Source organism: Myxococcales bacterium (assembly GCA_016706225.1).
GTDB lineage: Bacteria > Myxococcota_A > Polyangia > Polyangiales > Polyangiaceae > JADJKB01.
This window is the reverse complement of sequence record JADJKB010000024.1, coordinates 25,731-51,523: the sequence shown is the minus strand read 5'-3', so window position 1 is coordinate 51,523 and position 25,793 is coordinate 25,731. Positions and strand designations below refer to the sequence as shown.

Annotated in this window: 21 protein-coding genes; 14 read left to right on the top strand and 7 right to left on the bottom strand. The window is 67.6% G+C overall.

Translation table 11 applies throughout. The features are described 5' to 3' along the window. Positions 1-7 precede the first annotated feature (7 nt). Complete coding sequence (grxC, locus tag IPI67_36075; protein ID MBK7585590.1) at positions 8-268, bottom strand: glutaredoxin 3; 261 nt, start codon at positions 266-268, stop codon at positions 8-10. Positions 269-332: 64 nt separating this feature from the next. On the opposite strand from grxC, the gene IPI67_36070 reads away from it, so the two are divergent. The 7 genes from IPI67_36070 (at position 333) to IPI67_36040 (ending at position 8,477) form a co-directional block, all read left to right on the top strand. Continuing rightward, a complete protein-coding gene (locus IPI67_36070) occupies positions 333-2,936 on the top strand; it encodes an AAA family ATPase (protein MBK7585589.1) in 2,604 nt (867 codons plus the stop codon). Between the two features lie 55 nt (positions 2,937-2,991). Next, on the top strand, positions 2,992-3,486 hold the full coding sequence (locus tag IPI67_36065; protein MBK7585588.1) for a hypothetical protein: 495 nt from the start codon (positions 2,992-2,994) through the stop codon (positions 3,484-3,486). A gap of 61 nt (positions 3,487-3,547) precedes the next feature. Next, positions 3,548-3,997: a His-Xaa-Ser system protein HxsD gene (gene hxsD / locus IPI67_36060; GenBank protein MBK7585587.1), complete on the top strand. Its 450-nt coding sequence runs from the start codon at positions 3,548-3,550 to the stop codon at positions 3,995-3,997. Next, positions 3,994-4,209, top strand: a complete 216-nt coding sequence (locus IPI67_36055; GenBank protein MBK7585586.1) for a hypothetical protein — start codon at positions 3,994-3,996, stop codon at positions 4,207-4,209. The genes hxsD and IPI67_36055 overlap by 4 nt, the downstream gene beginning before the upstream one ends. Positions 4,210-4,217: 8 nt before the next feature. Next, entirely contained in the window at positions 4,218-5,141 is a 924-nt protein-coding gene (locus IPI67_36050) for a hypothetical protein (protein MBK7585585.1), read from the top strand. Positions 5,142-5,143: 2 nt separating this feature from the next. Next, positions 5,144-6,769 carry a radical SAM protein gene (locus IPI67_36045; GenBank protein ID MBK7585584.1) on the top strand — a complete coding sequence of 542 codons (1,626 nt, stop codon included), beginning with the start codon at positions 5,144-5,146 and terminating at the stop codon, positions 6,767-6,769. Between the two features lie 76 nt (positions 6,770-6,845). After that, positions 6,846-8,477 (top strand): tryptophan 7-halogenase, encoded by a 1,632-nt coding sequence (locus IPI67_36040; protein ID MBK7585583.1) that lies wholly within the window; start codon positions 6,846-6,848, stop codon positions 8,475-8,477. Positions 8,478-8,491: 14 nt separating this feature from the next. On the opposite strand, the gene IPI67_36035 is transcribed toward IPI67_36040, so the two are convergent. Continuing rightward, on the bottom strand, positions 8,492-10,726 hold the full coding sequence (locus IPI67_36035; GenBank protein MBK7585582.1) for a radical SAM protein: 2,235 nt from the start codon (positions 10,724-10,726) through the stop codon (positions 8,492-8,494). 49 nt (positions 10,727-10,775) lie between these two features. Continuing rightward, positions 10,776-11,291: an NUDIX domain-containing protein gene (locus tag IPI67_36030; GenBank protein ID MBK7585581.1), complete on the bottom strand. Its 516-nt coding sequence runs from the start codon at positions 11,289-11,291 to the stop codon at positions 10,776-10,778. A 137-nt stretch (positions 11,292-11,428) separates the two neighbouring features. Between IPI67_36030 and IPI67_36025 the strand changes: the two genes are divergently transcribed. The 4 genes from IPI67_36025 to IPI67_36010 all read left to right on the top strand — a co-directional run bounded on the left by IPI67_36025 (position 11,429) and on the right by IPI67_36010 (position 18,095). After that, a complete protein-coding gene (locus IPI67_36025; protein MBK7585580.1) occupies positions 11,429-13,384 on the top strand; it encodes a putative metal-binding motif-containing protein in 1,956 nt (651 codons plus the stop codon). 448 nt (positions 13,385-13,832) lie between these two features. Further along, entirely contained in the window at positions 13,833-15,326 is a 1,494-nt protein-coding gene (locus tag IPI67_36020) for a protein kinase (GenBank protein MBK7585579.1), read from the top strand. A gap of 33 nt (positions 15,327-15,359) precedes the next feature. Then, positions 15,360-16,892, top strand: a complete 1,533-nt coding sequence (locus tag IPI67_36015; protein MBK7585578.1) for a PEGA domain-containing protein — start codon at positions 15,360-15,362, stop codon at positions 16,890-16,892. Positions 16,893-17,018: 126 nt separating this feature from the next. Continuing rightward, positions 17,019-18,095 carry a hypothetical protein gene (locus IPI67_36010; GenBank protein MBK7585577.1) on the top strand — a complete coding sequence of 359 codons (1,077 nt, stop codon included), beginning with the start codon at positions 17,019-17,021 and terminating at the stop codon, positions 18,093-18,095. Positions 18,096-18,118: 23 nt separating this feature from the next. Here IPI67_36010 and IPI67_36005 read toward each other — a convergent pair whose 3' ends face one another. Together IPI67_36005 and IPI67_36000 are read right to left on the bottom strand one after the other, a co-directional pair. Next, complete coding sequence (locus IPI67_36005) at positions 18,119-18,460, bottom strand: YkgJ family cysteine cluster protein (GenBank protein ID MBK7585576.1); 342 nt, start codon at positions 18,458-18,460, stop codon at positions 18,119-18,121. 79 nt (positions 18,461-18,539) lie between these two features. Then, positions 18,540-20,228 (bottom strand): amidohydrolase, encoded by a 1,689-nt coding sequence (locus tag IPI67_36000; GenBank protein ID MBK7585575.1) that lies wholly within the window; start codon positions 20,226-20,228, stop codon positions 18,540-18,542. Positions 20,229-20,371: 143 nt separating this feature from the next. Between IPI67_36000 and IPI67_35995 the strand changes: the two genes are divergently transcribed. Next, complete coding sequence (locus IPI67_35995) at positions 20,372-21,277, top strand: radical SAM protein (protein ID MBK7585574.1); 906 nt, start codon at positions 20,372-20,374, stop codon at positions 21,275-21,277. A 12-nt stretch (positions 21,278-21,289) separates the two neighbouring features. On the opposite strand, the gene IPI67_35990 is transcribed toward IPI67_35995, so the two are convergent. Continuing rightward, a complete protein-coding gene (locus IPI67_35990) occupies positions 21,290-21,691 on the bottom strand; it encodes a hemerythrin family protein (GenBank protein MBK7585573.1) in 402 nt (133 codons plus the stop codon). An 87-nt stretch (positions 21,692-21,778) separates the two neighbouring features. On the opposite strand from IPI67_35990, the gene IPI67_35985 reads away from it, so the two are divergent. Next, positions 21,779-22,141, top strand: a complete 363-nt coding sequence (locus IPI67_35985; protein ID MBK7585572.1) for a DUF423 domain-containing protein — start codon at positions 21,779-21,781, stop codon at positions 22,139-22,141. 7 nt (positions 22,142-22,148) lie between these two features. Here the strand turns inward: IPI67_35985 and IPI67_35980 are convergent, their stop codons facing one another. Then, positions 22,149-23,432 carry an AarF/ABC1/UbiB kinase family protein gene (locus IPI67_35980; protein MBK7585571.1) on the bottom strand — a complete coding sequence of 428 codons (1,284 nt, stop codon included), beginning with the start codon at positions 23,430-23,432 and terminating at the stop codon, positions 22,149-22,151. A gap of 79 nt (positions 23,433-23,511) precedes the next feature. Between IPI67_35980 and IPI67_35975 the strand changes: the two genes are divergently transcribed. Beyond that, the gene (locus IPI67_35975) at positions 23,512-25,710 is read left to right on the top strand and encodes a hypothetical protein (protein ID MBK7585570.1); all 2,199 of its coding nucleotides are present in this window, start codon (positions 23,512-23,514) and stop codon (positions 25,708-25,710) included. Positions 25,711-25,793: the final 83 nt, after the last annotated feature.

Below are 25,793 nucleotides of genomic sequence, written 5' to 3'. Positions count from 1 at the left end.
GCTCGAGTTACTCTCCCGCCAACAGGGCGTCGAGCTTCCCCGCGCGCTCGAGCAGATGAAGCTCGAGGTACCCGCCGATGGGGCGGTCGTCGACGAAGATCTGGGGCACGGTGTGCATGCCCGTCACCTCACGGAGCCGGGCTCGCTGCTCGGGATCGCGGCTGACATCTATTTCCTCGAAGACCGCCCCCTTCTTGGTCAGCAGGCGCTTCGCCAGCATGCAGTACCCGCAATAGGGGGTGCGGTACATCACGACCCGGGCCGGCATATTCCGGGGCAAAGCCTACGGCGCTCTCCCCGTTCTGCCCAGGTCGAGATAAGTTCCACGGACAATGCCGAGCTCGGACACGACCACCCTCTCACTCGAACGCTACGCCCCCGATGCCAAGGCGCTGGTAGCCGGGGCGCAGGCCATCGCGGACGGCCGCAAACATCCAGAAGTTCTGCCGTTGCACCTCTTGGCCCGCATGCTGGAGCGAGAGACGGGGGTGGTCGCGGTGTTCCGCTCGGCGAACGTCGATGTGGTGGAGCTCCAGTCGGCCTGCGAACGCTCGCTCGCGCAGCTGCCCGCCGGTCGAGAGCCCGCGTACCTGTCGTCCGGCATGCTCGATCTGCTCGAGCGCGCGGGACGCGAGGCCGAACGAGAGCGCTCCGGCAACGTGCTGGTCGAGCATCTGGTCAACGCGCTGTCGCAAGAGATCCGTGGGCCCGCCGGTGACATCCTGGGCGCGCTCGGCATCGCACCCGGCTCACTCCGAGGTCACCTGGCGGTGCTCCGCTCGCAGCCCCGCAGCGTGCCCAAGAGGCCGAGCAGCGGCGTGACCAACGCGGAGACCTACACTCACGACTGGGTCGAAGACGCGCGAGCCGGTCGGCTCGATCCGGTGATCGGCCGCGACACCGAGGTGCGGCGCCTGACTACGATCTTGGAGCGGCGCCAGAAGAACAACACACTCTTGGTGGGCGAACCCGGGGTGGGCAAGGGCGCGGTGATCTCCGGCCTCGCGCAGCGCATCGCCGATGGCGACGTGCCGACGAGTCTGGCGGGCGTCCGGCTGCTCGAGCTCGACGCGGCTGCGCTGGTCGCCGGGACACGCCTGCGAAGTGACGTCGATGAACGCATGCGGGGTTTGTTGTCGTCGCTCGCCGACGACCGACGCGGCCAATCCGTGCTGATCGCGCGGGGCGTCGAGCAGCTGTTTGGACAGGGGCCGGCCGGATCCGGCGTCGGAGACTTCCTCAAATCGCCGCTCTTGCGCGGAGAAATCCGCATGCTGGCCACGACGACGCCGGAGGGCCTGCGGAAGATCGCCGACAAGGACGCCTCGATCCTGCGCGCGTTCACCAACCTCCCCATCGACGAACCCAGCGTGGACGGCGCGGTCGAAGTGCTGCGCGGCGTCGCGAGTCGTTACGAAGAGCGCCACCAAGTCGAGATCAGCGAAGGTGCGATCAACTCGGCGGTGCGACTGGCCAAACGCTATTTGCAGGACCGTTTTCTGCCGGACAGCGCGGTCGATCTGCTGGACGAGACTGCCGCGGGAAAACGCGTCGAAACGGACGGGATCCCCGCCCCCGTCGATGCCGCCATGCGCCGTGCCGAGTCACTCAAGGCGCAGCTGCACTCGCTGGAAAAGACGGACGACGCGGCCACCCGGGCCACACGCGACAAACTCTCGGCTGAGCTGGCGGGGCTAGAGCCCAGGGTCGTCGAGATGAAGAGCAAGCTCGAGTCCCGGCGGGGCGCCGTGGCCGCTGTCCGTGCGCTCAAGAGCGAGGTCGACGCTGCGCGGGCGGCGCTGGAGGACGCCCGCGCAAAGAAGGATTTCGCCCGCCTCGGCGAGCTCGAGCACGTCACGCTGCCCGATCTGGAGAAGCGCCTCGCCGCCGCCGAAGAGGCCGCCCGGGGCGCGGGGGTGGTCGACGGCTCGCGCGACGTCAGCGAGAGTGATGTCGCGGCGACCCTGGCCATCTGGACCGGCATCCCGGTAGCAAAGATGCTGGAGGGCGAAGCCGACAAACTCTTGAAGATGGAGTCCCGCCTCGAACAACGTGTGGTCGGGCAGGACGAAGCGGTGAAGGCCATCTCGCGGGCGGTGCGCCGAGGGCGAGTTGGCCTCAGGGACCCGGGCAAGCCCATCGGCAGCTTCTTGTTCCTCGGACCGAGCGGCGTCGGCAAGACCGAGCTCGGCAAGGCGTTAGCCGAGTTCTTGTTCGATGACGAGTCCGCGCTCACACGTCTCGACATGAGCGAGTTCATGGAGCGCCACATGGCGCAGCGACTGATCGGTGCCCCGCCGGGTTACGCCGACAGTGACCAGGGCGGATTCTTGACCGAGGCGGTCCGCCGCCGCCCGTACTCGGTGCTGCTGTTCGACGAGGTCGAGAAGGCACACCAGGACGTGTTCAACCTGCTGTTGCAGGTCCTCGACGACGGACGACTGACGGACGGGCGCGGGCGCAGCGCCGATTTCTCCAACACCGTGGTCATCATGACCAGCAACATCGGCTCACAACGCATCCTGGAGACGGATCCGAAGTTGTTCGAGTCCGAAGACGGACGCGAAGCGCTACGCGACGTGTTGCTCGGACAGCTCGGCGAGTTCTTCCGACCGGAGTTCTTGAACCGCATCGACGACGTCGTGGTGTTCCGCTCCCTGTCGAAGACCGACCTCAGGAAGATCGTCGACATCCAGCTGCGCAAGCTCGAGAAGCTCCTCGCGGACCGGCGCGTGAAGGTCGAGCTGACGGAACAGGCCAAGGGGCGCCTCGTCGAGCTGGGCTACGAGCCCGCCCTCGGAGCTCGGCCGCTGCGCCGCGCCATCCTGAAGCAGGTGCAGGACCCGCTGGCCGAAGCGCTGCTCGGAAATCGCTACCCAGAGGGCACCACAATCAAGGTCGACCTGGACGGCGACAAGCTGAGCTTCAACGTTTGAGTGGCAAAGCGTTGACGTTCGAGCCACGCTTGATCGACCATCACTCGGGCAAGAGATGAGCGAAGATTCGGTCAGTAGGCGCAGCGTGCTGGGCTGGGCGGGGGTCAGCGCCGCCGGCGCCTCGCTCGCCGGCGCCGCAAACGCGGCCGAGCGCCCCCCGGTTGGTGCCGGAGCCGAGGCACCTCCCGCCACACACCTCGTCGCCCCACTGCGGGTCGGGTCGAGCCTCGGCGCGTGGACCATCGCCAACCTCGTCGGCGTCACCGACGGCGCGCTGAGTGTCATCCTCAGCGACCGCGCGGGCATCGAGTTCCAACTCGACATCTGCGCGCGCGACCACTCTTCGTCCGCCCCGCGCGGACCGGCGGCCACCGAGTTTTTCGAAGTCTTCCTGGCCAACCGCGGCGACGGCGCCACGGGCACCCACGAAGACCACGGGCTCGCGGCCATGGCCCTGGCAGAAGTGATCCGCTCCAACGAGGCCGCCGCCGATCGCAGCGAGTTCCTCACGCTGGCGGAGCGCACGAGCCCACGACGGCACGTGCGTTGACCGGTTTTCTCCAGCGGATAATCGCCCGTCGCGGGCCGCGAAAGACGCTAAGCTCCGGGTGATGGCGGAGGCCGTGGTGACACAAGCGGACGACGGGTTGCTCGTCGAGCTCGACGAGGCGCTGTATCCGAAGGATGCGATCTACGGAGCCGCCTACGTCTTCATCGACCGTTGCTACGTACGCCTCGACCGCCCCGCTCCGGGTCGCATCTCGATCCGCTTGAAACCCAAGGCCGGTGAGAAGACGCCGGTAGAGCTCTTGGCCGGCGAGCTCGAGAACGAGCTGCTCGGGCAAGCGTGGCGGCGCCTGCTGGTGGAAGACAACCGACAGCTGGTCGAGACCGTCACGACTCAGGCACTCGGGGGCGCCGCCGGGCCACCGGGTCTCGACGACCTGCTCGAGATGGACGCGGACGAACAAGCGGCGTTCGACGATCCACTGGGAATTGCCGTCAGCTGGGAAGAGAAATACAAGAAGAAGCCGCCGAAGTCCGGGGACGGCGAGCCGTGATCGAGCTGAGATTTCCCTGCGATCTCTACTCGGGTGAAGCCGTCGACGCGGCGGTGAAAATGTACGCCGAGTTCGCGCGTGCCGAGCTCGAGAAGACCGAGCAAGCGTTCGTCGTTCGGCTCGAGGCCCTCGCTGACCAGGATCTCGGTCTGGTCGCAGACGAGCTGGCGAACTATGCGCTCGGCGCGACCATCGAGCGGCGCGACGGGTGAGCGCAGCCGTGCGCTCGAACTCCTTCAACCTGGTGCCCGCGCGTGACGTGAAGCGCGCGCCGGGTGAGGCCTGCCCACTCAAGGCGGAGGTGGGGCCAATGACGCTGCTCGAGGTCTCGGACCCGGCGCGCGCGGTCTTCCTGCGCCTGCGCGATCGCATGCGCCTGTTCGTGACCACCAGCACCGATTTCGACACAGCGGAGCTCCGCGAGGTCAAGGCGCTCGGGCAGCTCTACGTGGACAAGAGCAACAAACGCTCACCCGACGATTTCGCGCGGGACCTCGGAGCCCTCACTCGCGCCGACGAGTGTGGGCCATGCCCCCGCGCGGTTCACTGCCCGGGAGCGTATGTTGCCGCCAAGGCCAACGTGTTCGGCGTCGACGACGCCCGCACACGGGAGCTGCTTCGGGGGCTGACCGGTGACGTCCTGGACATTGGTGCGGGAGAGGTCCCCTACGCGGCGGAGCTCGCACCCGCGGTCGTGAGTGGACGCGCGCGTTATCTGGCGCTCGACCCCGACGCGCAGCGCTTGAACCTGGCCAGCCGCGCGCTGCCCTGGCTGGAAGCGTGTGTCGGCTCGTGGGACGCGGTGGACGAACGGCGACACTTCCGCCACGTGCTCTTCCTCCGCAGCCTCAACCATCTGCCGGATCCCGATCAAGCGCTGGCCTTTGCGGTGAGCCGACTCGAGACCGGAGGCTCGCTGCTCTTGATCGACGACGTCGCCTTCGGCCTGATCCGCAGCAGCGAACAGGCGGCCCGCGCCGAGGGCGGCGGCGCCGACTTCGAGCACCACCGGAATGACGGCGCAGAGGCGACGGCGGCGCGTGTCGCAGCGCTGCCCCTGCGCTTGCTCGAACGCCGGGACGTGCGCCCGGGGGGTAGCAATCAGTGGCTCCTGCGTTATGAAAAGCTCGAGGTGAGGGAGTGAGTCTGGAGCACGACGCGACGTTCTCGGACGACCCACGTCCAGGCGGCGCGGGCAAGGTCGTCGCACACGAAGCGGCCGCTCACGAAAAGCGCAACTGGGTGCGCCTGACCTACGACTGCAACAACCACTGCGTGTTTTGCCTCGATACGCTGGCCCACAACGGCACCGTACGCTCCGGCATGGACGTGAAGGTGCAGATCGTCGAAGGCCGAAAGAAGGGAGCAACCCGGCTGATCTTGTCCGGGGGTGAGCCCACCATTCACCCGCAGTTCCTCGACTTCGTGAAGCTCGGACGCCGCGCCGGGTATCGCCGAGTCCAGACCGTGACCAACGGAAGAATGTTCGCTTACCCCGAGTTCCTGGAGCGGGCGGCGGAGAACGGTCTCGACGAGATCACGTTCAGCGTGCACGGGCACACCGCCAAGCTGCACGACGCGCTGGTGGGCACACCGGGCGCGTTCGAGCAGGAAACCGCCGGCCTGCGCGCAGCGCTCGCGAGCGGGCGGTTCATCGTGAACGTGGACGTCGTGATCAACAAGATGAACGTCAAACAGCTGCCGGAGATGCTCGAGACCTTCATCAGCTGGGGTGTGCGCGAGTTCGATCTGTTGCAGGTCATTCCGTTCGGAAACGCCTGGGGCAAGGCCCGCGAACACCTGTTTTACGACCTCGACGGCCATGAAGAGGTGCTCGCCCGCGCCTTTGCCATCTCGCGGCGGCCGGACATTCACATGTGGCTCAACCGATTCCCTCCGCCGTACGCCGAAGGTTTCGAGGAGCTGATCCAGGATCCGTACAAGCTCAACGATGAAGTGCGGGGACGCCGCGAAGAGTTCGACCGCTTCCTTTCGCATGGCGAGAAGCTCCACTGCCGCCAGCCGGAGCGCTGCAAACACTGTTACCTCGAGCCGCTGTGTGACGAGCTCGATCGAGTGCTGGCGGACCGCATCGAGCCGGTGGTCGACGTGCTCGAGCTGTCGGAGCAGAGCCCCAGGGCCGAGCTCTTGCCCAGAGCGCGGGCGGTACACGTGATCGCGAGCAGCGCCCCGGCCGCCGCGGCGCTCGCGGCACGCGCGCCAGAGGCCGAGCTCTGGCTCGAGCTGCCCACGCTCGAGGCGCTGACCGGCCCCGCGCTGCATGGGCGACCGGTGACGCGGGTCTTCCTCGGCGACCCGCGGGACGTGGACCGCGTCCTGTCGTGGCCGGGCGACGTCGAGATCGTCGTCCCGCTCTCGAAGAACATGGCAGAACACCTGCCGCGACTCGTGCAGCTGGGCGCTCGCTTGCTCGTGCAGGCCCCGAAGTACGAGCGGGTCACCGATCAGCGCGAAGGCGATCTGGACCTCCACGCCACCTGCGAGACTCTGCCCACCGAGGTGAGGTCCCTGGACATCCCCGTGTGTCTGGGCGGACGACAGCCAGAGCGCATCGGCAAGAAGCTCGACGCGCGGATGCTGGGGGCCGACGCCCGACTCGACATGCCGCGCTACACCGAGCGCTTCATCGCCGATCGCTTCATGACCAAGAGCCGGCGCTGCAAGAGCTGCACACATGACGCAACCTGCGCCGGAGTTCACATCAACTTCGTCCGGGCTCACGGCTACGCCGCGCTCCGCCCCATCGAGTGACTGCCCGGCGCGAGCGGTCTTGGTATGCTGAGTAAAGCTCGGTGAAGACGAAACCCCTCTCGGAAGTGTGCGGCCCGTGAGCGCAAAGGCCGTCGACTACGACGTGATCGTGATGGGCGGCGGCCCGGGGGGCAGCACGCTCGCAACTCTGGCGGCAACAGCCGGACTGAGGGTGCTCGTGCTCGAGGCGGATCGTCACCCCCGCGCGCACGTCGGTGAGAGCCTCTTGCCCGGCATCATCCCCATCTTGAACGAGATGGGCGTGCTCGATGAGGTCGAGCGCGCCGGCTTCGGCAGGAAGTCCGGGACCACACACAAGAAGTGGGGGCGCACGCCCGAGTGGGATCTCTGGTTCTCCGACACCGAGAGCTACGACCATGCCTGGTTGGTCGATCGCTCGCGTTTCGACGAGCTGCTGTTCCGGGCCGCTGCGCGAGCGGGCGCGACGACCCTGGAGCACGCAGCCGTAAAACGGCTCGTCTGGAGCGGCGACCGACTCGAAGGTGTGTGTTTCCAGAGACGCGACGCCAGCGACCTCGAGCTGGCGACGGCGCGCTTCGTGGTGGACGCCAGCGGGCAGTCCGCACTCCTCGCGAGAGAGCTCGGTCTGCGCGAGGTGATCGACGGGCTCAGACACCAGGCCAGCTGGGCGCACTACGAACATGCCGGCGCGCTCGCCTTGCCCAGGGAGAACCAGGCGCTCTTCGTGGCAGAGGCTGGGCATTGGCTGTGGCTGTTTCCGATGGGGGGCGGCCACGCGTCCGTGGGGATCGTGCGGCTCGATGAACGCGCCGCCGTGAACGAGCGGGACCGCACCGCAGCTTTCGAGCGAGACGTGGCCGCGAGCCCCGAGCTCAGCCGAGTGCTCGGAGCCCGGGCGCAGCGCGTCACCAAGGTGCGAACCGAACGGGACTGGAGTTATCGCATGCGGCGCGTTGCCGGGCCCGGGTGGCTCCTGGTCGGCGACGCATCGGGTTTCATCGATCCGGTGCTCTCGACAGGCGTCTTCCTGGCGATGCACGCAGCCCACCACGCGGCCCGCACTCTGACCTCCGTTCTGCGCGGCGAGCGCACCGAGCTCGACGCCATGAACGCCTACCAAGCTCACCACGCCGAGCTGTTCGGGGATCTGCTGCGCATGGTGCGCTTTTACTACCAACAGAACCTGCACGTAGAAGACTACTTCTGGGAGTCGAAGCGGATCTTGCTGCGCCCCGAGACGGAGCTCAAACCTCAAAAGGCGTTCCTGATCTTGACGAGCGGACTGGTGAAGAACCTCTCCTTCGACGACCTGGAGCAGAGAACCCATGAGCGCCGCTTGGGCGAGGTCGACCAGAGCACCGCCGCCGGCCTGGAACGGGAGGAGCCCTCGCGGCTCGGTTTCGTGTGTTTTCACTTGCAGACGCAGCACGACGGCACCCCCGCACAGCTCTACTTGCTGATCGAACCCACCGATGCCGCGGCACCGTCGCTATTTCGGACGCCGAGCTTCGACGTGAACTGCCTGGCTCCGCGCTTCGACAACGATCCAATCCGTGTCCCAGGGGTCGCGGAGCCGCTCCGGCAGATCCACGAGGCAGTGCGCGCCGCCGACACGACGACCGGCGAAGCACTCGCCAGCTTCTGGCGTCGAAACCGCGCGCGCCTGCTCGAGGCCGTGCGACGCACCGAGCCGAACCTCGTTTTGATCCGGGTGTTCGGTGAGTGAAGGGCGCGCGGAGCTCAGCGTCCTTGCGCGTACTCCGGTGGATCTCCGAAACGCGCTTGCGCGTCGAAGTTGACCCAGCGCACCCGCGCCTCACCCTGATGAAAGAGATCCGATAGCCCTAGCGTGCGTTCGATCACGTAATCCTGCGCACGCCGCAAGTCCTCGCGGGAGAGTGTCGGGGTCGAGAGCACACGGAAGTACTTCGTCGGGTCCAGCTCGAGACCGAGCTCGCGCCGGCGCAGGTGGTACGCAGTCCCGGGTAGCACCAGGAGACGGTTGACCACCAGGCGCGCCTCCGAGTGCGCCAAGAGCTGCTCGAACGTGTCGACGAACGAGCCGTAGGTCTCACCCGGCAGGCCGAGGATCACGCTCAGCTCCAGCGGCCCCACGCCACGAAAGGTCGCGAGGGCTCGCTCCACGAAGCTCGCCCGGCTGCCACGCCGCATTGAACGAAATGTATCCCGGCTGAGCGACTGCACCCCGAGGTGGATGGTGTCCACCCGGATGCCCTCGAGCGCTGCACGTTGGGCGTCGCTGGCGAGGGACGGATAGAGCTGGAATCCGTAGCTCAACTTGCCGCCCGGATCTCCGGCCCGGATCGCGTCGCACACACGACGGAAGAAGGCATCGGTTACGTTGGCCGTGCTCGCGCCGGCGTCGACGTGGCGCGCCTCCGGCCAGCCGGTGACCGCGGCGATGTCCGCGCTGATGCGCTCGAGTGTGTGCTCCCGTAGACCGCCACCCCGACTCGAGCGCGCGTCGCTACAGAAGCTGCACTCGAAGCTGCAGCCGCGTGCCATCTCGATCGTCGGCCGCTCGACGCGGTGGGCCACTCCGATCACAAACGGTGACGCGACCTCACCAAGCTCGAGCGGCTCCTGGGTTGCTCCGCCGAACACCGGACGGCCCTCCGAAAACAGAGCGAGGCCCGCCAGCGGTCCGTCCAGGCGACCTCGCTCGATGAGCTGCCGGGTCAGCTGGACGAGGGTCTGTTCGCCCGAGCCAATGGCGACCGCGTCGATCAGCTCTCCAGCCTCGAACCAGCTGGAGTCTCGGGCAAAGAGCGCGAAGCTCGGACCGCCCCACACGATGGGGAAGTCTGCGCCGAGACGGCGCAGCTCGCTGCACACTCGCGCGTTCTCCTGCAGGTTCCAGCTGTAGGTGCTCATGCCCAGGAGATCCGGCTCGAGTGCGAGCAACTGCTCCGCGGCGCGGGCCGTTGGCACGTTCACCATCAACTGAACGTCGACCTCCACGCGGTCACGGAGCGCCGGCGCGGTCAAGAGCGCGGCCCGCAGGTACTCCGCGGCCCCGGGTCCGTAACCGAAGGTCCGCTCGACCAGGTTCGCAAGCACGACCCGGAAACGCCCCCGAGTCTTGCCGGGGGCCGCTGCACCGCGTTCGGCGGCCAAGCTCGCGGGCGCGGCGATGGGCTGTGTGAGCGGTTCGACGGCGCCCGCCGGCCACTCTGTGAGTTGCCAGGCGCGAAAGCCCGAGCACTCTCGTCGGGCAACACACGGCTCACAAGCCGGTGAATATCGATCGCGCGGTCCTAGCTCGGCCTCGCGCGTTCGGTCGAAGCGAAGCACGCCGGTGTGGCGATGTCGCTCTGGCACCGCGCAGAAGGGCAGACCGCTGCGGGGCAAGATCGCGGCCTCGACGCCGTGCTCGAGCGCTGCATCGAGCACGCGGCCGAGAGCCTCGGACAGCGCTGCTTTGTCAGGGAAACGCAGCCAGGCTGCGCGCGCCGCGTCCGGAGCTTCTCCTGGCAGATGGAGCTCGAGGCCCACGACGTTCGAGCGACGCGCCAGCGCACGATGCGGGTCCTGAAACCCCGCCGCGAGAATCGGCACACGCAACCGCACCGCGCCGGACCAACGCCGAAGCCCGAGCTCGAGCCGTGCCTGCGCGCCGGGGCGGCCGAACAACAGGTCGGCGTCCTCGGGTTCGAGCATCAGCTCCGGGATCGAGAGCTCGTCGATGGCATCGAGGCTCGCCGTCGCGAGCCCAGCGCCATTGGTCTCGACGGCAACACGTCGGCAACCGCGCGCGCGTGCTGCCTCGATCACACTCGACAAGCCGGGCAGAGACAGCGGATCACAACCCAGAATGCGCAGCTCGTCGCCGTGCTCGCTACCGGCAAACGGCTCGGTTGCGCGTTCGATGGGTGTACCACTCCCACCGCGGTCACACGCGGCGCACGCGAGATCACAGGGGCTCGCGAGCCTCAGGCCAAAAGAACGCGCCACGCGGTCCAGTGTCACGCGAGCACCGCGATGACACAAGCCGCTCCGCTCCTCAGCCCGAACCGTTCACCCTCAACCAAGCGGTTGCGACCTCGGTGTGCAGCGAGAACGCGAGCGGCTCCGGCACGGTGGCCACACGGAGCGCGTCGGTCTCATCGGTCGCACGAAACCCGCCGAGCGCAGCCTCGGAGATCGGCGGAACGCTGCCGAACACGATCAGCTCGGCTCCGTTCGGTGTGCTCCTGACGGCGTGAAGACTCACACTCTCGGGGGAGAGCTCGATGCCCGTCTCTTCCATCACCTCTCGCACCGCGCCGACCTGCCAGCTCTCACCCGTGGTCAGGAAGCCGCCCGGCAGGGCGAACGCACCTCGACCGGGGTCGATGGCGCGGCGAATGAGCAAGAGACCGAGACCCGGGCGCGTCGCGACCGGAACCAGCAGCACTCCGACCGGGATTGGATTCGAATAGCTGAAGCGCGCGCAGCTCGGGCACCGCCGCGGCCAGGCTTGCCCTTCGGCAAACTGGGCTCCGCAGTGGGAGCAGTGTGAGTTCCGTGTTGCTTCCATCCCATGACCTCGTGATCAGAACCAATAGCCTGAACGGCCGGGGAAGTGGGTGGCCCGCCCACACACCGACGCCATCGCGAAGAAAAGCGCGCAGTGCTACCTTCGTGGTCTTGGGTTTTCTTGCCGGGAGGCGAACGATGACGAAGCGAAGCTGGGCGGGGCGCGGACTCATTTTGATCGGTGTGGCGGCGGCAGGCGCCTACGGCTGCGGGGGCAGTGATGATGCCGGCCTGAACAACAAGGGTGGAACGGGCGGCAGCGGGACCGGCGGCGCGGCGGGCGCCGGAGCAAGCGGCGGCGGCGGAACCAACGCAGGAGGCTCGGGAGGTGCGGCAGGCGGCGGCGCGACCGGAGGTGTGGCGGGCGCCGGAGCAAGCGGCGGTGCCGGCGGCGGTGGCGGCAGCGGCGGTGTGGCGGGCACCGGGGCCACGGGCGGAGGAGACGCTGGTGGAGATGCCGCGTGTCCCGACGCCGACAAGGATGGCGTCACCACCTGCGCCAATGACTGTGATGACAACGACCCGACCAGCTACCCCGGAGCCAGCGAGATCTGCGGCGACAACAAGGACAACGACTGCGACAAACAGATCGATCAAGGCTGCAGCGCCATCGGCACCTGGGTCTCGGCGGCGATCGGCAACGACAGCAACCCGGGCACTCAGGCCAAACCACTTCTGACGATCGGCAAGGCGTTGCAGAACGCGCAGACGCTCAAGACGGCCGGTGTTCCGAACGTCGCGGTGTACGTCGGTGAGGGTCACTACACCGAGAAGGTCGCGCTGATCGAGAACATCGACATCCTGGGCGGCTACCAGTGCGCGACGGGCAACTGCACCTGGAACCGCGATGCAAAGACCTACGACAGCGCCATCTTCGCCGCCGACGCGCTGGGAGTCACCGCTGACGTGAGCATCTCGCGGCTGACGCTGGTTCAAGGCGTGCGTTTGATGGGACAGAACGGCGGCGGCACGGGCAATGGGCGCGCCGCGGTCACTTTGCAGGGCGGGTCGCCGACGCTCCAGGGCAACAAGATCTTCGGCCCGAACGTGACCTCCGGGGGTTATCCCCAAGGACGCTCTCACGCCATTGCCATCTTTGCGGCGACGGGCATGAACGCGACGGGCCCGCTGATCGACGGCAACGAGATCACGGGCGGTCAAGCCACACAGGCGGCCGCTGCCGTCATCATGGAATCGCCCGGGACCACCGCCAAAGCGTTCGCCGAGATCGTGCGCAACAAGATCACGGGCGGAACGGGAGGCTCAGCGGCCGGCGTCACCACCTGGGCGAGCGGTGCCGGCACTCGCATCGAGAACAACGACATCTTCGCGGGCGTCGCCAACACCAACTCGGCGTTCGGTGTGTCGGGCGGTGGCACCTTCCTCTTGAACGCGAACCGCATCAACGTGGGTGGCACCAGCAGCTGCGCCGCGGCGAGCACGAGCTACTGCGGCGGCGTGGACTCGGAGAGCTCGAACGCCACCATCACCAACAACGTCATCTTTGGCATCAACGCTGGGCGCAGTGTTGGCATTCGGCTGATGGAAGCGGAGGTACCCGCTGGCGTCGCCATCATCAATGGCAACACCATCGACGGCGGGGGCCCCACCGCGTCCGCGGCCAACTCACGCAGCGCAGCCATCGTCGTGGGGATCGGCACCTGCAACACCTGCGGTTTCAAGGGCATCAACGGGCGCATCCGCAACAACATCTTGCTTGGAGGCAAGGCGGCCGCTCGTTTTGGCCTCTACGAAGACGCGCCCACCGGCAAACAGGCGCACCCCGAAGCGCTGCAGAACAACTTCTTCTTCAACGGTCCGCCCGCGGGCGCGGGCGACGGCCTCTACCGCTTCTTCAACGGCAGCGCGCAGACGCTGATCACGGCAATCGCCGGCGTGAACGGCATCACGCAGATCACCTCCAACGGTTCCAATCAGGCCGCAGACCCCAAGGTCGACAACACCTTCCACCTGAACAACTCTTCGCCTTGCATCAACGCCGGAACCATCAACGAATCCCCGCCGAAGGACCTGGACGGGGAAAATCGCCCCAAGGGCTCGGCCATCGACGTCGGGGCAGACGAAGCGGGTTGAGCCGCCGACAACTGCGCGAGCCCCTCACCGGCTTTGGGTGGGCGCCGCGAGGACCGCGGTCGGTTCGTCGACCTGGAGCTCGGAACCCCAGGGCGAAAGCGCCAAGAGGCGCTCCGCGGCGGCCACGAGCTCCGGCTCGAGCTGGCCGCGGCGCACCGCCGGAGGAGCACAAGTGAGTCCGAAGTTCTCGGGCCGACACCCGGGTCGAGCGGGGGTTCCGCGCGCTCTGTTCTGCGGTCGAGGGGTCGGAGGGCTCGCACCCTGCACTCAGGGTCCGTGGTCTCGACGAGTGACGTAGCCCGGACGCTCCTCGGTGAAATCGCGCCGATTGCTTCCTCCATCCGGCACTCGGTCGAGTGCACCTTGGCACCGTCGGCGCCCCGAGCCCGCTGAAAAACACGGCGTGTTGTCTGGTGAGCCCGCGCCGCGTGCTAGATTCGCGGTGGCCATGTCCGCCGAAGCGCCGGCGCCCGGCACCATCGTTGGGGGAAAGTTCAAGATCCTGCGCCGCCTGGGTGTGGGAGGGATGGGCGCGGTCTACGAGATCGAACACGTCTTCACCCACCACCGTCGCGCGCTGAAGCTCCTGCACCGCGAGGTCGCGAGCCATCCGGCCATCGTCGAGCGCTTCCTGCGAGAAGCCTCGGCCGCCGGTCGGATCGGCAACCCCCACATCGTGGAGACGTTCGACGCCGGTACGCTGGATTCCGGCGAGCCGTATCTGGTCATGGAGCTCTTGAACGGCCAAGAGCTGTCTCAGCTGATCCGGACACGCGGGCGCCTGCCCATCGACGTCCTGTCTCACATTCTGAGGCAGGCTTGCAATGGCATCCAGGCGGCTCACGACGCGGGCGTGGTGCACCGTGATCTGAAGCCCGACAACTTGTTCGTGTGCGAGCGTGAGGGTAGGCCGTTCGTCAAGATCCTCGATTTCGGCATCTCGAAGTTCGACCCCACGCTCACGGGTGATCACGCGATGACCCGCGAGGGCTCCGTGCTCGGCACACCGTATTACATGCCGCCGGAGCAGGTGCGCGGCGCCACAGATCTCGACGCGCGCGCGGACATCTACGCGCTCGGAGTGATCGCCTACGAGGCTGCCAGCGGCCGCCGCCCGTTCGACGCCGACACCTTGCCGCACCTCGCGCTGCTCATCCACGAGGGGAGCCCCACGCCGCTGCGCGAGCTGTGTCCGGACGCACCTACGGCTTTCTGCGGCGTCGTCGAGCACGCCATGGCAACGAAGCGCGAGGCGCGCATCGCGACCGCCCGCGCGCTGGCCAGCGCGCTCGAACCCTTCGAGCGCGGCGAGGTGCGCGAGGCCTACGCGGCGACGCTCCTCCTCGAGGAGAGCGCGCTCGGAGCACCCGCAAAACAAGCTGGCGCAGCCGAGATTTCCCAGACCGCCATCCTGGACGCCGCGCCGGCGATCACGGCCAACGCCGCGCCGGCGATCACCGCCAACGCCGCGCCGGCGATCACCGCCAATGCGGCGACGGGGGCTGACAGCAAGCAGGCAAGCGGTGGGCCCCCATCCATCGAAGCGGGCGCGCTGGGCCGAACCGTCGCGCAAACACCAGAGCGAGGGCGCGGGCGCTTCATCGCAGGCACCGTCGCGGCCGTGATGCTCGTCGGCTTCGGCGGCGTGTACCTGGCCGGCGTCGCGCGAAGCTCGAGCGGCGCGGGCCCCGAACCGAGCAGCCAGACGAGCACGCCGCTGCCGGAAGAGTCAGCCCCGAGCTCCGGACCCGAAGTGGTGCCGTCCACCGCGCCAGAGACAATCGCAGACTCGGCTGTGCCTGCGCCATCCACTGCAGCTGCGGCCCACCCGGCTCCGGGTACGAAGCCACCACTGCCGAAGGGCTCGGCGGGCCAGACCCCACCCGCCGCGCCGTCCACGAAAGCCAAGAAGACCGGGCTCGACGAGAACAATCCGTATTAGCTGACCCGCTCCTCGTTGAGGTAGATTCGCCCAGTGCGAACTTCGAGCGGGGTAGCGGGCGGATATTTTCGCGCGCTGCCCCTCGTGGTCGCCACCCTCCTCGCACCCAGTGTGTTGCTCCACGCAGCGCCACTTCGCGCACAGGCTGCCACCGACGCCAAGACCGAGGCCCGCGACCGCTTCGGGCGAGGCCTGCGTCTGTTCAACGACGGGGACAACGCCGGCGCGCTCGCGGAGTTTCGCCGCGCACACGAGCTGTCGCCTCACCCGGTCGTCGCCTACAACATCGGCTTGGTCTACGCGGCGATGGGCCGCGCCGTCGAGGCCGTGGCCACGCTCGACGAGGTCATCCGGAGTCCGGGCAGCCTCCCGGCGGAGAAGCTCGAACGTGCGAAGAGCATGCGCGACGAACAAGCGCAGCGGATTGCCGAGCTCGAGATCAAGGTCGACGTCGAAGGCGCGGAGGTCGACATCGACGGAGTGCGGCTACCCACGAGTAGCTCTTCGCAATCCATCAAGGTCACGGGCGGCTCCCGCGTCGTCGGCGTCACCGCGCCGGGACACATCCCGGAACGCCGAGAGGTCAGCCTCGCGGGCGGTACAAAGAAGACCTTGAGCTTCACGTTGCGCCCGTTCGAAGGACGACTCGCCCAGCTCACCGTGAAATCAAGCATCCTTGGCGCCGCCGTGGTCGTGGACGGAAAACTCGCCGGCACGACTCCGTTGCCCGCGCCGCTCGTCTTGGCTCCGGGCAAACACAGCGTGGTGTTGCAGCGCCCCGGCTACGTCGCGGCGACCCAGTCGGTCGAGCTGGGCGAGGCGGTGAAGGGGGAGGTGCTGCTCGAGCCCGGCGTGGATCCCACGACCCTGACCAGCGCCGCGGGCGTGCTCGCGCTGGACTTGAGTGAACCCGACTGCAATTTCAGCGTCGATGGCAAGCCGCAAGGAAAGTACAGCGCCGGACTGCGAGTGCCGGCGGGGCCTCACGCGCTCCTGGTGGAGCGCGATGGGTTCGAGCCGGTGCGGCGCCGCGTCGAGGTTGCGCTGGGTGGCACCACCACCGTGCGCGTGGTGCTCGAGCCAACGGCGGAGTATCGCCAACGCTACGAGCGCAAGGCAGGGTTGTTCAAGACCTGGGGCTGGGTGGGGGTGCTGAGCGGCGCCGTGGTCACCGGCGCAAGCGCCGGTTTCTTGCTCTGGAACCAGAGCAAGAAGGACGGGTTCATCGACGAAGGCAACGCTTGGCAGGCCGACATCGACCTCGCCAGAGCGGGGACGGTGACCCGGTGCCATGCCTCGGATCTGAAAGTCGGGCCCGCGGAGTGCAACCGGCGAAAGAACCTCGCCCTCGACGACTACGACAAAGCCAGAGCGCGCGACGTGTACGGTTGGCTCGGTGTTGGCGTCGGTTCGGCGGTCCTGGTGACCGGCGCGGTTCTGCTCATCACCGGCGACGACGCCGATCGTTACACTCACGAACGACCCGAGCTCGTCCGCCTCCGCATCCGGCCCACGTTCGCGCTCGGTAACGGGTCCGGCAACCTGGGAATTGCCGGAAGCTTCTGAGCTTCCGGGCAACCGTCGACCGAACGGCGCAAGCGTGCCGAGCTTCCGCTATCGTCGTGGGGGAGAGATTCTCCGGTTGCGACCGCAAGCCGCATGTTAGCTTCGCCGATGCGAGGCTCCAGCAGCATGGCCAAGACCAAACTCCCGCCGGACCTCCACCCCAAGAAGACACCCCCCGACGCCGACTCCGCGATCCGCGAAGCGAACGCTGAGATCGACTCCGCCTCGCGGGACAGACTCGAGCTGCCGGTCACGGTGCTCATTCGCCAGCGCGACCAGGCGATTCGAGATGCGCACGCAGCGACGACGGGCCTGGACGAACAGCTCGCCGCGTTCCGCCGGGAACAGGACCAGTTCGTCGAGACCTTGATGCGGGAGCACGAAGCGCGCGTCATCGAGCTCGAGGCGCGCTACTCGGAGGATATCGCCGCACTCCGAAAGGAGCTGTTGAGCCTGAATCGCAAGCGCCCGACCGAGCCGGGACTCGACGTTCAGAAGCCGGGCCCCGCTCGCGAGGAGCTGCTCTTGCGCGAGCAACTGACCGACGCCCTGAGCACGCTCGAGCTGTCACGCGCAGAGCGGCAGGAGCTTCGGGAAGAGCTCGACGCCGCCGCCGTCGCCTACGACGACATGCGGCAAGAGATGTGGAACGCTGTCGTTGCGGCGCGCGACGAGGGCATCGCTCAGAAGTCCAAGGCCGACGAGCTGAGCCACAGCCTGGAGGACGAGAAGTCGGCCCGCGCCGCCGAGGCGCGTGAGCTCCAAGCCGAGCTCGCCCGCCTGCGAGCGGAGCGAGAGGCAGCCGTCACCGAAGCTCGAAACACACCCTCCCCAGACGTGGTCCCGACGAAACCGCCCGAGCCCACCGCACCCTACGAAGAGGTAGAGCGCGCCAAAGAAGAGGCGCACGTCTTGCGAATGGAGCTCATCGAGACGAAGCGGAGCCTGAGCCGCCGAAGTCAGGAGCTGTCCGCGATCACTTCGGAGCTGAGACGCTCGCGCCGTCCAACGCACCAGATGCCGCTGGTCCAGAGCGCCGAAGAGCTGGAACAGCGCAGCGCGCAGGCGGCTGAAATCCCGGGGTTCCAGCGCTTCATGAAACGACGCGAGCGTGTGCTCGGCACCTATTCCGATGGCGGCGGCGTCGACGTGGTTGCAGCCAGGTCCGAAGCCCCGCCCCCGTCCAGCAAGTCCAAACGCTGAGCGCACCAGTGCGCCTTCCATTGCTACTTCGGAGCAGCGAAGAAGACGCGGCGATAGGCGAGGCACTCCCGATCACCACGCTGGACCTGTCGACAGGGCTCCGCGCGGGTCTCGTAGATCGAGCAGTCGTTGGGATTGTCCGGCGTTCCCTGGTGCACACAGGCTCCACTCGGTCGAGACGGAAAGGCCATCACGCCGAAGTGACCCGGCACGAGCGCGTCGACGATGTCGCGTCTTCCTTCGCGCTTCCAGCGCACGAGATCTTCGGCGCTGACCCCGACCCGCCCATCCGATGCGTCCCGGCAGCAGATCCCGCAGGTCCGGCAGTCGAGCGGCACGAGCTCGTGATCTTGGCTCTCCCCCATGGGCCTGCAGAGCTTGCCATCAACGCCCGGGCCGAGCCAGTCGCCGCGACCTCGAACCAACCGCGCTCCGCCGCGCGGCCTACGGCTGCCCGTACACGATTTCGCCCCCGATGACGGTCGCACGAACCTTCGCGGCCTCGAGGCCTTCGAGGGTCGCGACCGACCCGTCAATCACCACCAGATCGGCGCGTTTTCCGAGACTGAGCGTGCCCACCTCCGCCAAGCAGCCAGTGACCTCGGCGGCCGAGCTCGTGTAGAGCGCAATCGCTTCATCGATCTCGATCCGCTGATCCGCCTCGTAGACCTCGCCTCGCGCAGTCTTCCGGGTAACCGCTGCGACGATCGCTGCGAGCGGGTCGAACCCGGCGACGGGAAAGTCCGAGCTCCCGGCGACGAGCACCTTCGCGTCCAGCAGCCAGCGCAACGGCGCGTTGCGCAGACCGGGAATGGGAACTGCGGTCGAATACGCTGGCAGGCTCATGAAGTTCGGCTGTGTCACGACGGCTGCGCCGATGCCCGCGATGCGCGCGACCAACTCGGAGGTCAGAAAGGTGGCGTGCTCCAGCCGAGGGACACCGGCTCGGCCCAGCTTGGCGCCTGCGGCGTCGTAGGTGTCGAGGGCCAGCTCCACGGCTTGATTGCCAATCGCGTGAGTGGCCAGGGCAAAGCCGCGCTCGACCGCCGCCGTCACGATCTCACGAGCCTCGTCCTGCCGGTAGATCTGGATCCCGGTGCGCAGCTTCACTCCGACCCGCGGCTCGACGGACATCATGGTCCGTAGGGTGTCGAGAGACCCGCGGCGCGCCGACTGGGCCAGCGAGCGCAGGAACGCTCCCGCGGTCTGGATCCACCCGAGACACATGGCGCAGCCCGGTGCACCATCGAACACGAGCTTCATGGGGCCGACCGTGAGCAATCCCTGGGTTTCACCGGTGACCGGCCCGTCGAGCGCATCAAAGGGTGTCTCCAGATAGCCAGTCGTGGACACCGGCATCATCACGGTCGGCACGCTCAGCAGGCCCCGCCGCTCCGCCTCGCGGTAGAGCACCGCCAGATCGCCCGGAACCGTCGCGTCGAAGACCCGCGTAATCCCGGCTTTCGCCAGGGCGCGATGGTGTTCGGCCAGGCGCGACATGAAACCGTCGGCGTCGCGCGCGACCAGGCTAGCTCGGGCCAGGCGCTCGACGGGGCTCATGCCGCGCTCGATGAGCAGCCCGGTGGGAAGTCGGTCGCGACCGCGAACGAACTCTCCGCCGGAAGGATCGCTCGTGTCACGGCCGATGCCGGCGAGCTCCAGCGCTCGGCTGTTCGCCACGGCACGGTGGCAGGTGTAGTGAAACGCGATCAGCGGGTGCCCGGGCACCGCATCGTCCAGCTCTTCGCGCGTCGGCGGACGACGTTCGGTCAGGTTGATCTCGTCCCACTCCGTGGCAACCACCCAGTCGCCCGGGGCGGTCGTTTTTGACAGATCGGCGAGCGCACGCTGCAGGCTCGGGATGTCGGTCACCGCAGGCGCTGTCAGTCTGAGCACTCCGCCGAACAGCGCGACGATGCATGGGTGGTGGTGTGCATCGATGAAACCCGGCAGAACCGCCGCCCCCGCGACGTCCCAGCTCTCCGCACCCGGACCGGCTGCGAGCGCGACCTCAGCGTCCGTCCCCACGGCGAGAATGCGCCCGTCACGCCAGGCGATCGCAGCGCAGGTTACGTCACCCTTGTCTCCGGAGCGGACACTGGCGTTGCGAAAGACCCGTGTGCTGGTGGGCATGAGCCGCATCCTAGCCGGATCCCCGCCCATTGTTCTGGCACCTGCGCGTGCTGGCCGAGGCAACACCGGGTGCTCCGCAGGCGCCGAGGGTCCGCCTCCCGCCCTTTACACGTTCGGGCCTTCGGATGACGCTTGGCGGCGCGATGCCGAATCCCTCGCCACCGAGACGGCTAAAGTGGTTGGAGATCTCGGCGGACTACTCGTGCAACAACCGCTGCATCGGGTGTTTCAGCGTGTCGGACACGGGCCCACGCATGAGCACACAGGAGGTCGTGCGTGAGCTCTTGCGCGGACGGCAGCGTGGCGCCACATCCCTCTGGCTCGGGGGTGGCGAACCCACACTGCGCAAGGACTCATTCGCCGTCGTGAAGAAGGCTCGGGAGCTCGGTTACACCCGCATCAAGCTCCAGACCAACGGCATGCTGCTCGCTTACCCCGAGGTCAGCCAACGCTACGTCAGCGCCGGCCTGACGGAGGTGAGCTTCGCCATCAAGGGCGCAACGGCCGAAACCCACGACCGCCTCACGCGGACCCCTGGCTGTCACGAGCTCATGCTGCGCGCAATCGCCGAGCTCAAACAGCACGGGCTGCCGATGGCCGGCGATCTCCTGATCTACGCGAGCAACCTGGCAGAGCTGCCGGAGATGGTGCGCGCGTACGCCGCACTTGGGCTGTCGCATTTCAACGTCTGGTGTTTCTCCGCAGTCGATCAGGGAGACCGAGATCTCTCGGCTCAAATCCCTCGGCTCGCTGAGGTCGTGTCTGGCGTCGTCGCAGCCATGAACGCAAACCCGAGCGTCTCCCTCACCTCGCTGCACACCCCACCGTGCGTCGTGCCCCAGAGCCACGCGCGCTGCCTGTTCCACGCCGCGGACCTCGATCTCTTCGTCGCCAACCCCGGTGGCTACGGCTTCATGCTGGAAGAGTCGGCCATCGAGGGCGGCAACTTCCTGCCGCGTTGTGACTCCTGCGCTGAGAGAGCGCGCTGTGGAGGGCTCCGGCGGGACTACCTGGCGGCCTTCGGCGACGACGAGTTCCAGCCCCGCTGAAGGCTGTCCGGGTCAGCGGTTGCTGCGCAGATACGCCAGCAGATCGGCGTCCGCCGTCTGTTCGTGATCGTGAAACCAGTTCTCGAGCTGGGTCGCGACCGCCGCGGAGAGCCCGGCCTTCAGGGCGCGGGTCTCCGTCTCGACGGTCTCGAGATGACGCAAGAACTTGGAGTGACGCTCCCGGTGCTCCTCCAGGAGTGGGTACTCCAGACGGTCCATGGTGTGCTCTTCGGCGGCGAAGTGCTGGCGCACATCGGTCAAAAGCACATGCAACAACTCGAACACCTGACGCGGTTCGTGCTCGGCAGACACGATGGCCTTCAGGCGCGCCAGGAGCCCGGCCAGATGTCCGTGTTGAATCGACGGGTCATCAGGAAAGGTGGGTCGGTCCCCGGCTTCGTCGTCGCCCAGCATCTGTTCGGTGACCCTTTGCCACGCGTGCCACAGATCGACAACGAATGGTTGCGCAAGATCTGCGACTTGCCATTATGTTTCGCGGACATGTGGATCCGTGTTGCTGCGGCCTTCGGTTTTCTGGGCGTCGCTCTCGGGGCCTTCGGCGCCCACGCGCTCCGGGGCAAGGTCTCCGATGCCCACCTGAGCGCCTGGCAGACCGGGGTGCTCTATCACCTGCTGCACGCAGTCGTCTTGTTGGCGCTCGGCCTGTACGCCCGGGCAACCGACACCAAGGTCGACGTACCGGCTTCACTCTTTGCCGCTGGCATCGTGCTCTTCGCCGGCAGCCTGTACGCCCTCACGCTGACCGGTATCGGCAAGCTCGGAATGATCACGCCGTTTGGCGGTCTGTCTTTCCTGGCCGGATGGGTGGCGCTCTTCGTCGTGCTCGGCCGTCGGCCAGCGTGAGCCCGCGCTACAGCAAGCCAGCTCGGTCGAGGAACTCTCGCTCCTCGCTTCGATAGTCGATGTCGACGTCGAGGCGCGCGAGCACGGAGTAGAAGCCGAACTGCAAACGATTCATGAAGACCATGCCCTCCGGCATCTGCACGAAGCGCGACTTCCGATCGAGCATCAACTTCTTCATACTCTGGATGTCGGAGACCAACCCGGCGACGTAGTCACGCTCCATGTGGAACGGTGCCTCGAACAATGGGCGGAAACACCGCCGTGTGTAGGCCACGGTGGCCTCTTCCCAGCTTCCTCCTCGAGTCCCGAGCAGGTCGGCCACCGCCCGGCCAAAGGCGGGCTCGTCGCCGACAATGGCGGTGGAGTGGAGCCGCAGCGCCTTTGCTTGCTGCACGGGCTCGATGACCTGCACACAGCCGAAGTCGAGAAACCAGATGCGACCGTCGTCCTGAAACAAGTAGTTGCCCGGGTGTGGGTCGGCGTTGAAACGCCCGCCCACCAGATTGCCTCGAAACACGAAGCGCCAGAGCGTCTTGCCCCACGCGCGCCGCTCGGCCGGGCTCGCGGCGGCGGCCGCGTCGAGATCTGCGCCTTCGACCAGGACGCTGGTCATGACCCGCCGACCCGAGCGGGCGGCGATCACCGCCGGAATCATGACGGCCTCGTCGCCGGCGTGCATCTCGGCGAAACGCCGCTGTTGTTCGGCTTCGAGCCGATAGTCCAGCTCCTCGCGGAAGCGCGCCTTGACCTCCTCGAGGACACGCTTGGCCTCCAGGGTCCTTGGGCCCATGCCGGCGATGAGCGAGGTCAGCATGCCCGCGTTGGCCAGATCACTCTCGATGGCTCGCTCGATGCCAGGGTGCTGCACCTTGACAGCAACGGCGCGGCCGTCTTCGAGCACCGCACGATGCACCTGGCCGATGGACGCGCTCGCGAACGGTTCCTCGTCGAACTCGGCGAAGAGCCGGTCCACCGGTGCGCCGAGCTCGTCCTCGATGACACGCCGGATCTCCGTCGCGGACGAGGTCGGTGCCGCCATCTGCAACGACTTCAGCGCCCCCTCGTAGAGCGTGCGTTGTTCCTCGGGGACGAAACCATCCACGTAGCTCGCCATCTGCCCGACCTTCGCCGCCAGCCCTCGCAGCGTGCCCAGGACCTCGGCGGCTCGCTCCGCCGCCTGCTCCGCGCCGCGGCCCGAGAGCAAGCTCACACCCGTTCGGGCGCCGAGCGTGGCCAGGCGGGTTACCCGTCCGAAACGCCCCTCCGGCAGCCGACGATGACGCTCGGACACGGCCTCTCGTGTAACACGGACGGCGGGGCCGATGCGCCCAGACGCCCGCAGACGCGCCGGGCGCGCTAACCTGGCAGGCGTGGCCTCGATCGCGTTCGTGCTCCCCTTCGGCGAGCCCGAGGAGGCTTTCTTCGCGGACACCCTGCTCTGCCTGCTGGCGGCAGATGCGCGACGCTTGGGCCATGACGCCCATGTGCTCAGAGTTTATTACGATGGGCGCGACCAGGACAGAGATCGGTCGATCCGCGCGCGCCTGCGCGAGTGGCTGGGCGAGCGCGACGCAGCGCTCATCGTCGTCGAACGACTCTTCGATCCCGAGCCCGTACTGGCTCACGCGCAGGCTCGACCTGGGCGCAGCGTTCTTCAGGTGACCCGCGGGGACTCCGTGGAGCCTGCCTTCGGCATCGACCATGTGCTCGGGGCCGTCACCGCAAGCGTGCCGGGCAGTTCGGCACGGCGCACGCCGAGCATCGCCAGCTTGCGGCACGCGTTCGGAGCGCTGCTCGAGGTGTTCGAGCGGGGTGACGACCTGAGCTCCGTGCCGGGGGTTGCTCACCTGGAACAGGGCGAGCTCATTGCTCGTGCGCCGCTCGACGACACGAACGACGAGGGGCCGTTCGATCCCGTGCTGGATCACGACGTGATTGCACCGGGAGCCCCCCCCACCATCTGGCAGAAGACCTTGCTCGGGAACATCGGCTGCCCGTTCGCCGACGACCCAATGAACAATCCACACTACGCGGGGGTGAGCTTGCCCGCGGCACTGCCGGTCGCGCGCCTCGGCTGCGCGTTCTGCCACATGGGGGGTGACTACGAGAAACGGGCCGATGGCGAGGTGGTCAGCCGCTTGGTGGAACAGGCGGCGTACTTCGCCGAGAAGCTACCCGCAATTCACGCCTACACCCTGAGTGACCAGCACGCCCACCGTTACCTCGCGGCGCTCGTGCGAGCCGCCGCCGAGCGCGGGTTGCAAGGCCGACGCTGGCTGTTCCCGGCGCGGCCGGACGCCTTCGTGCGCGAACGCGCGCGGCTCGAGGAGGCGGCGCGGGCTGCGGCGGACGTCGGACATGTGGTGGAGGTTTACCTGTCCGGCTTCGAGGCTTTTTCGGACCGCGAGCTGCTTCGTTACAACAAGGGCTGCACCAAGGCGCAGCTGCTCGGCGCGGTCGACACAATGCGTTCCCTCGGGCGCGACTGGCCCGAGAGCTTCGAGTACGCCCGCGCCCGCGCTCACAGCATGATCCTCTGGAATCCGTGGACCTCGCTCGAAGACGTTCGCGAGAGTGTCACGGCCATCCGGGAGCACGAGCTCGGAGAGCTCTTTCACGAGGTGTCGCGCAATCGACTGCGACTGTACCGCGAGCTTCCGATCTACTGGGCCGCGCTCCGCGATGGAGCCGTGCTCGATGCGTGGCAAGACGGCGACGAAGGAGCGGCGCGCCGCAAGGGCTACAGCAGCGAGCTCCCCTGGCGATTTCTCGACGCTCGCACTCAGCATGCTCACGCTCTCACGGCCGAGCTCGGTGAGCGTTTGGGGCGTGAGACGGAGCTCGAACAATTGAGCGCCGCGCTCGACTTCGCGGAGTGTGGGGGGACTGCGCTGCCCACACTCGGTCTTGACGAGCTCGAGGCGGCGTTGGCCCTTCTGCTGGACAAGACCCGCAGCTCTGCCCTGCCAGCGCGGGGCTCACAACAACGTGCCGTGGTGCTCCGGCTCGGCGCCGGAACCCGCGCAGTCGAGCTCGCACCCGCGTTAGACGGCGCAAGGGCGACGGGTCAGCCGCTGTTCGTCGTGGGCAGGGACGTCACCTCTCACCGCTTGTTCGCCGACACGACCCGGCGTGCGCGGGAATCCGCCGTGCCACTGGGGTTCCTGTTGGCGAGTGACGTGGACCCGAACCGCACCGGTGCGGAGCTTCCGCGCGGCTCTCGGGTGAGCCTGCGCGTGGGCCCAGCGCCCAGCGAGACGGTTCGCCACCTGGTCGACGCGTTGCGCAGCGCGGACGCCGTGCTCGAACTGAGAGTTCGCCCGTTTGCCGGCATCAAGCTGACTGACTGGGCGCTGTTCGCAAAGAGTGTGGGGTTGTCACAGCTGCGCGTCGAGCTCAGCCTCGCCGATCTCGGGCTCGCTCACTTGGAAGAGGGAGCGGCAGGCATTCGACGTCTCGCGGACGAATGCCATCGACTCGGCCTCGCGTTGGAGGTTGCGCCGCTCAGAGCAGGCCTCGGCGACTTCCGCTTCGTGCCAACGGCGACCCACACGGTCGGCCCGCCCTGAGCCGCATCACCGATCGCGTTGCCCGGCTGCTCGGTCGTCCAGAAATGCTCGTCGGGCGCCGCAAGCCCTTGACTCTGGCTCGC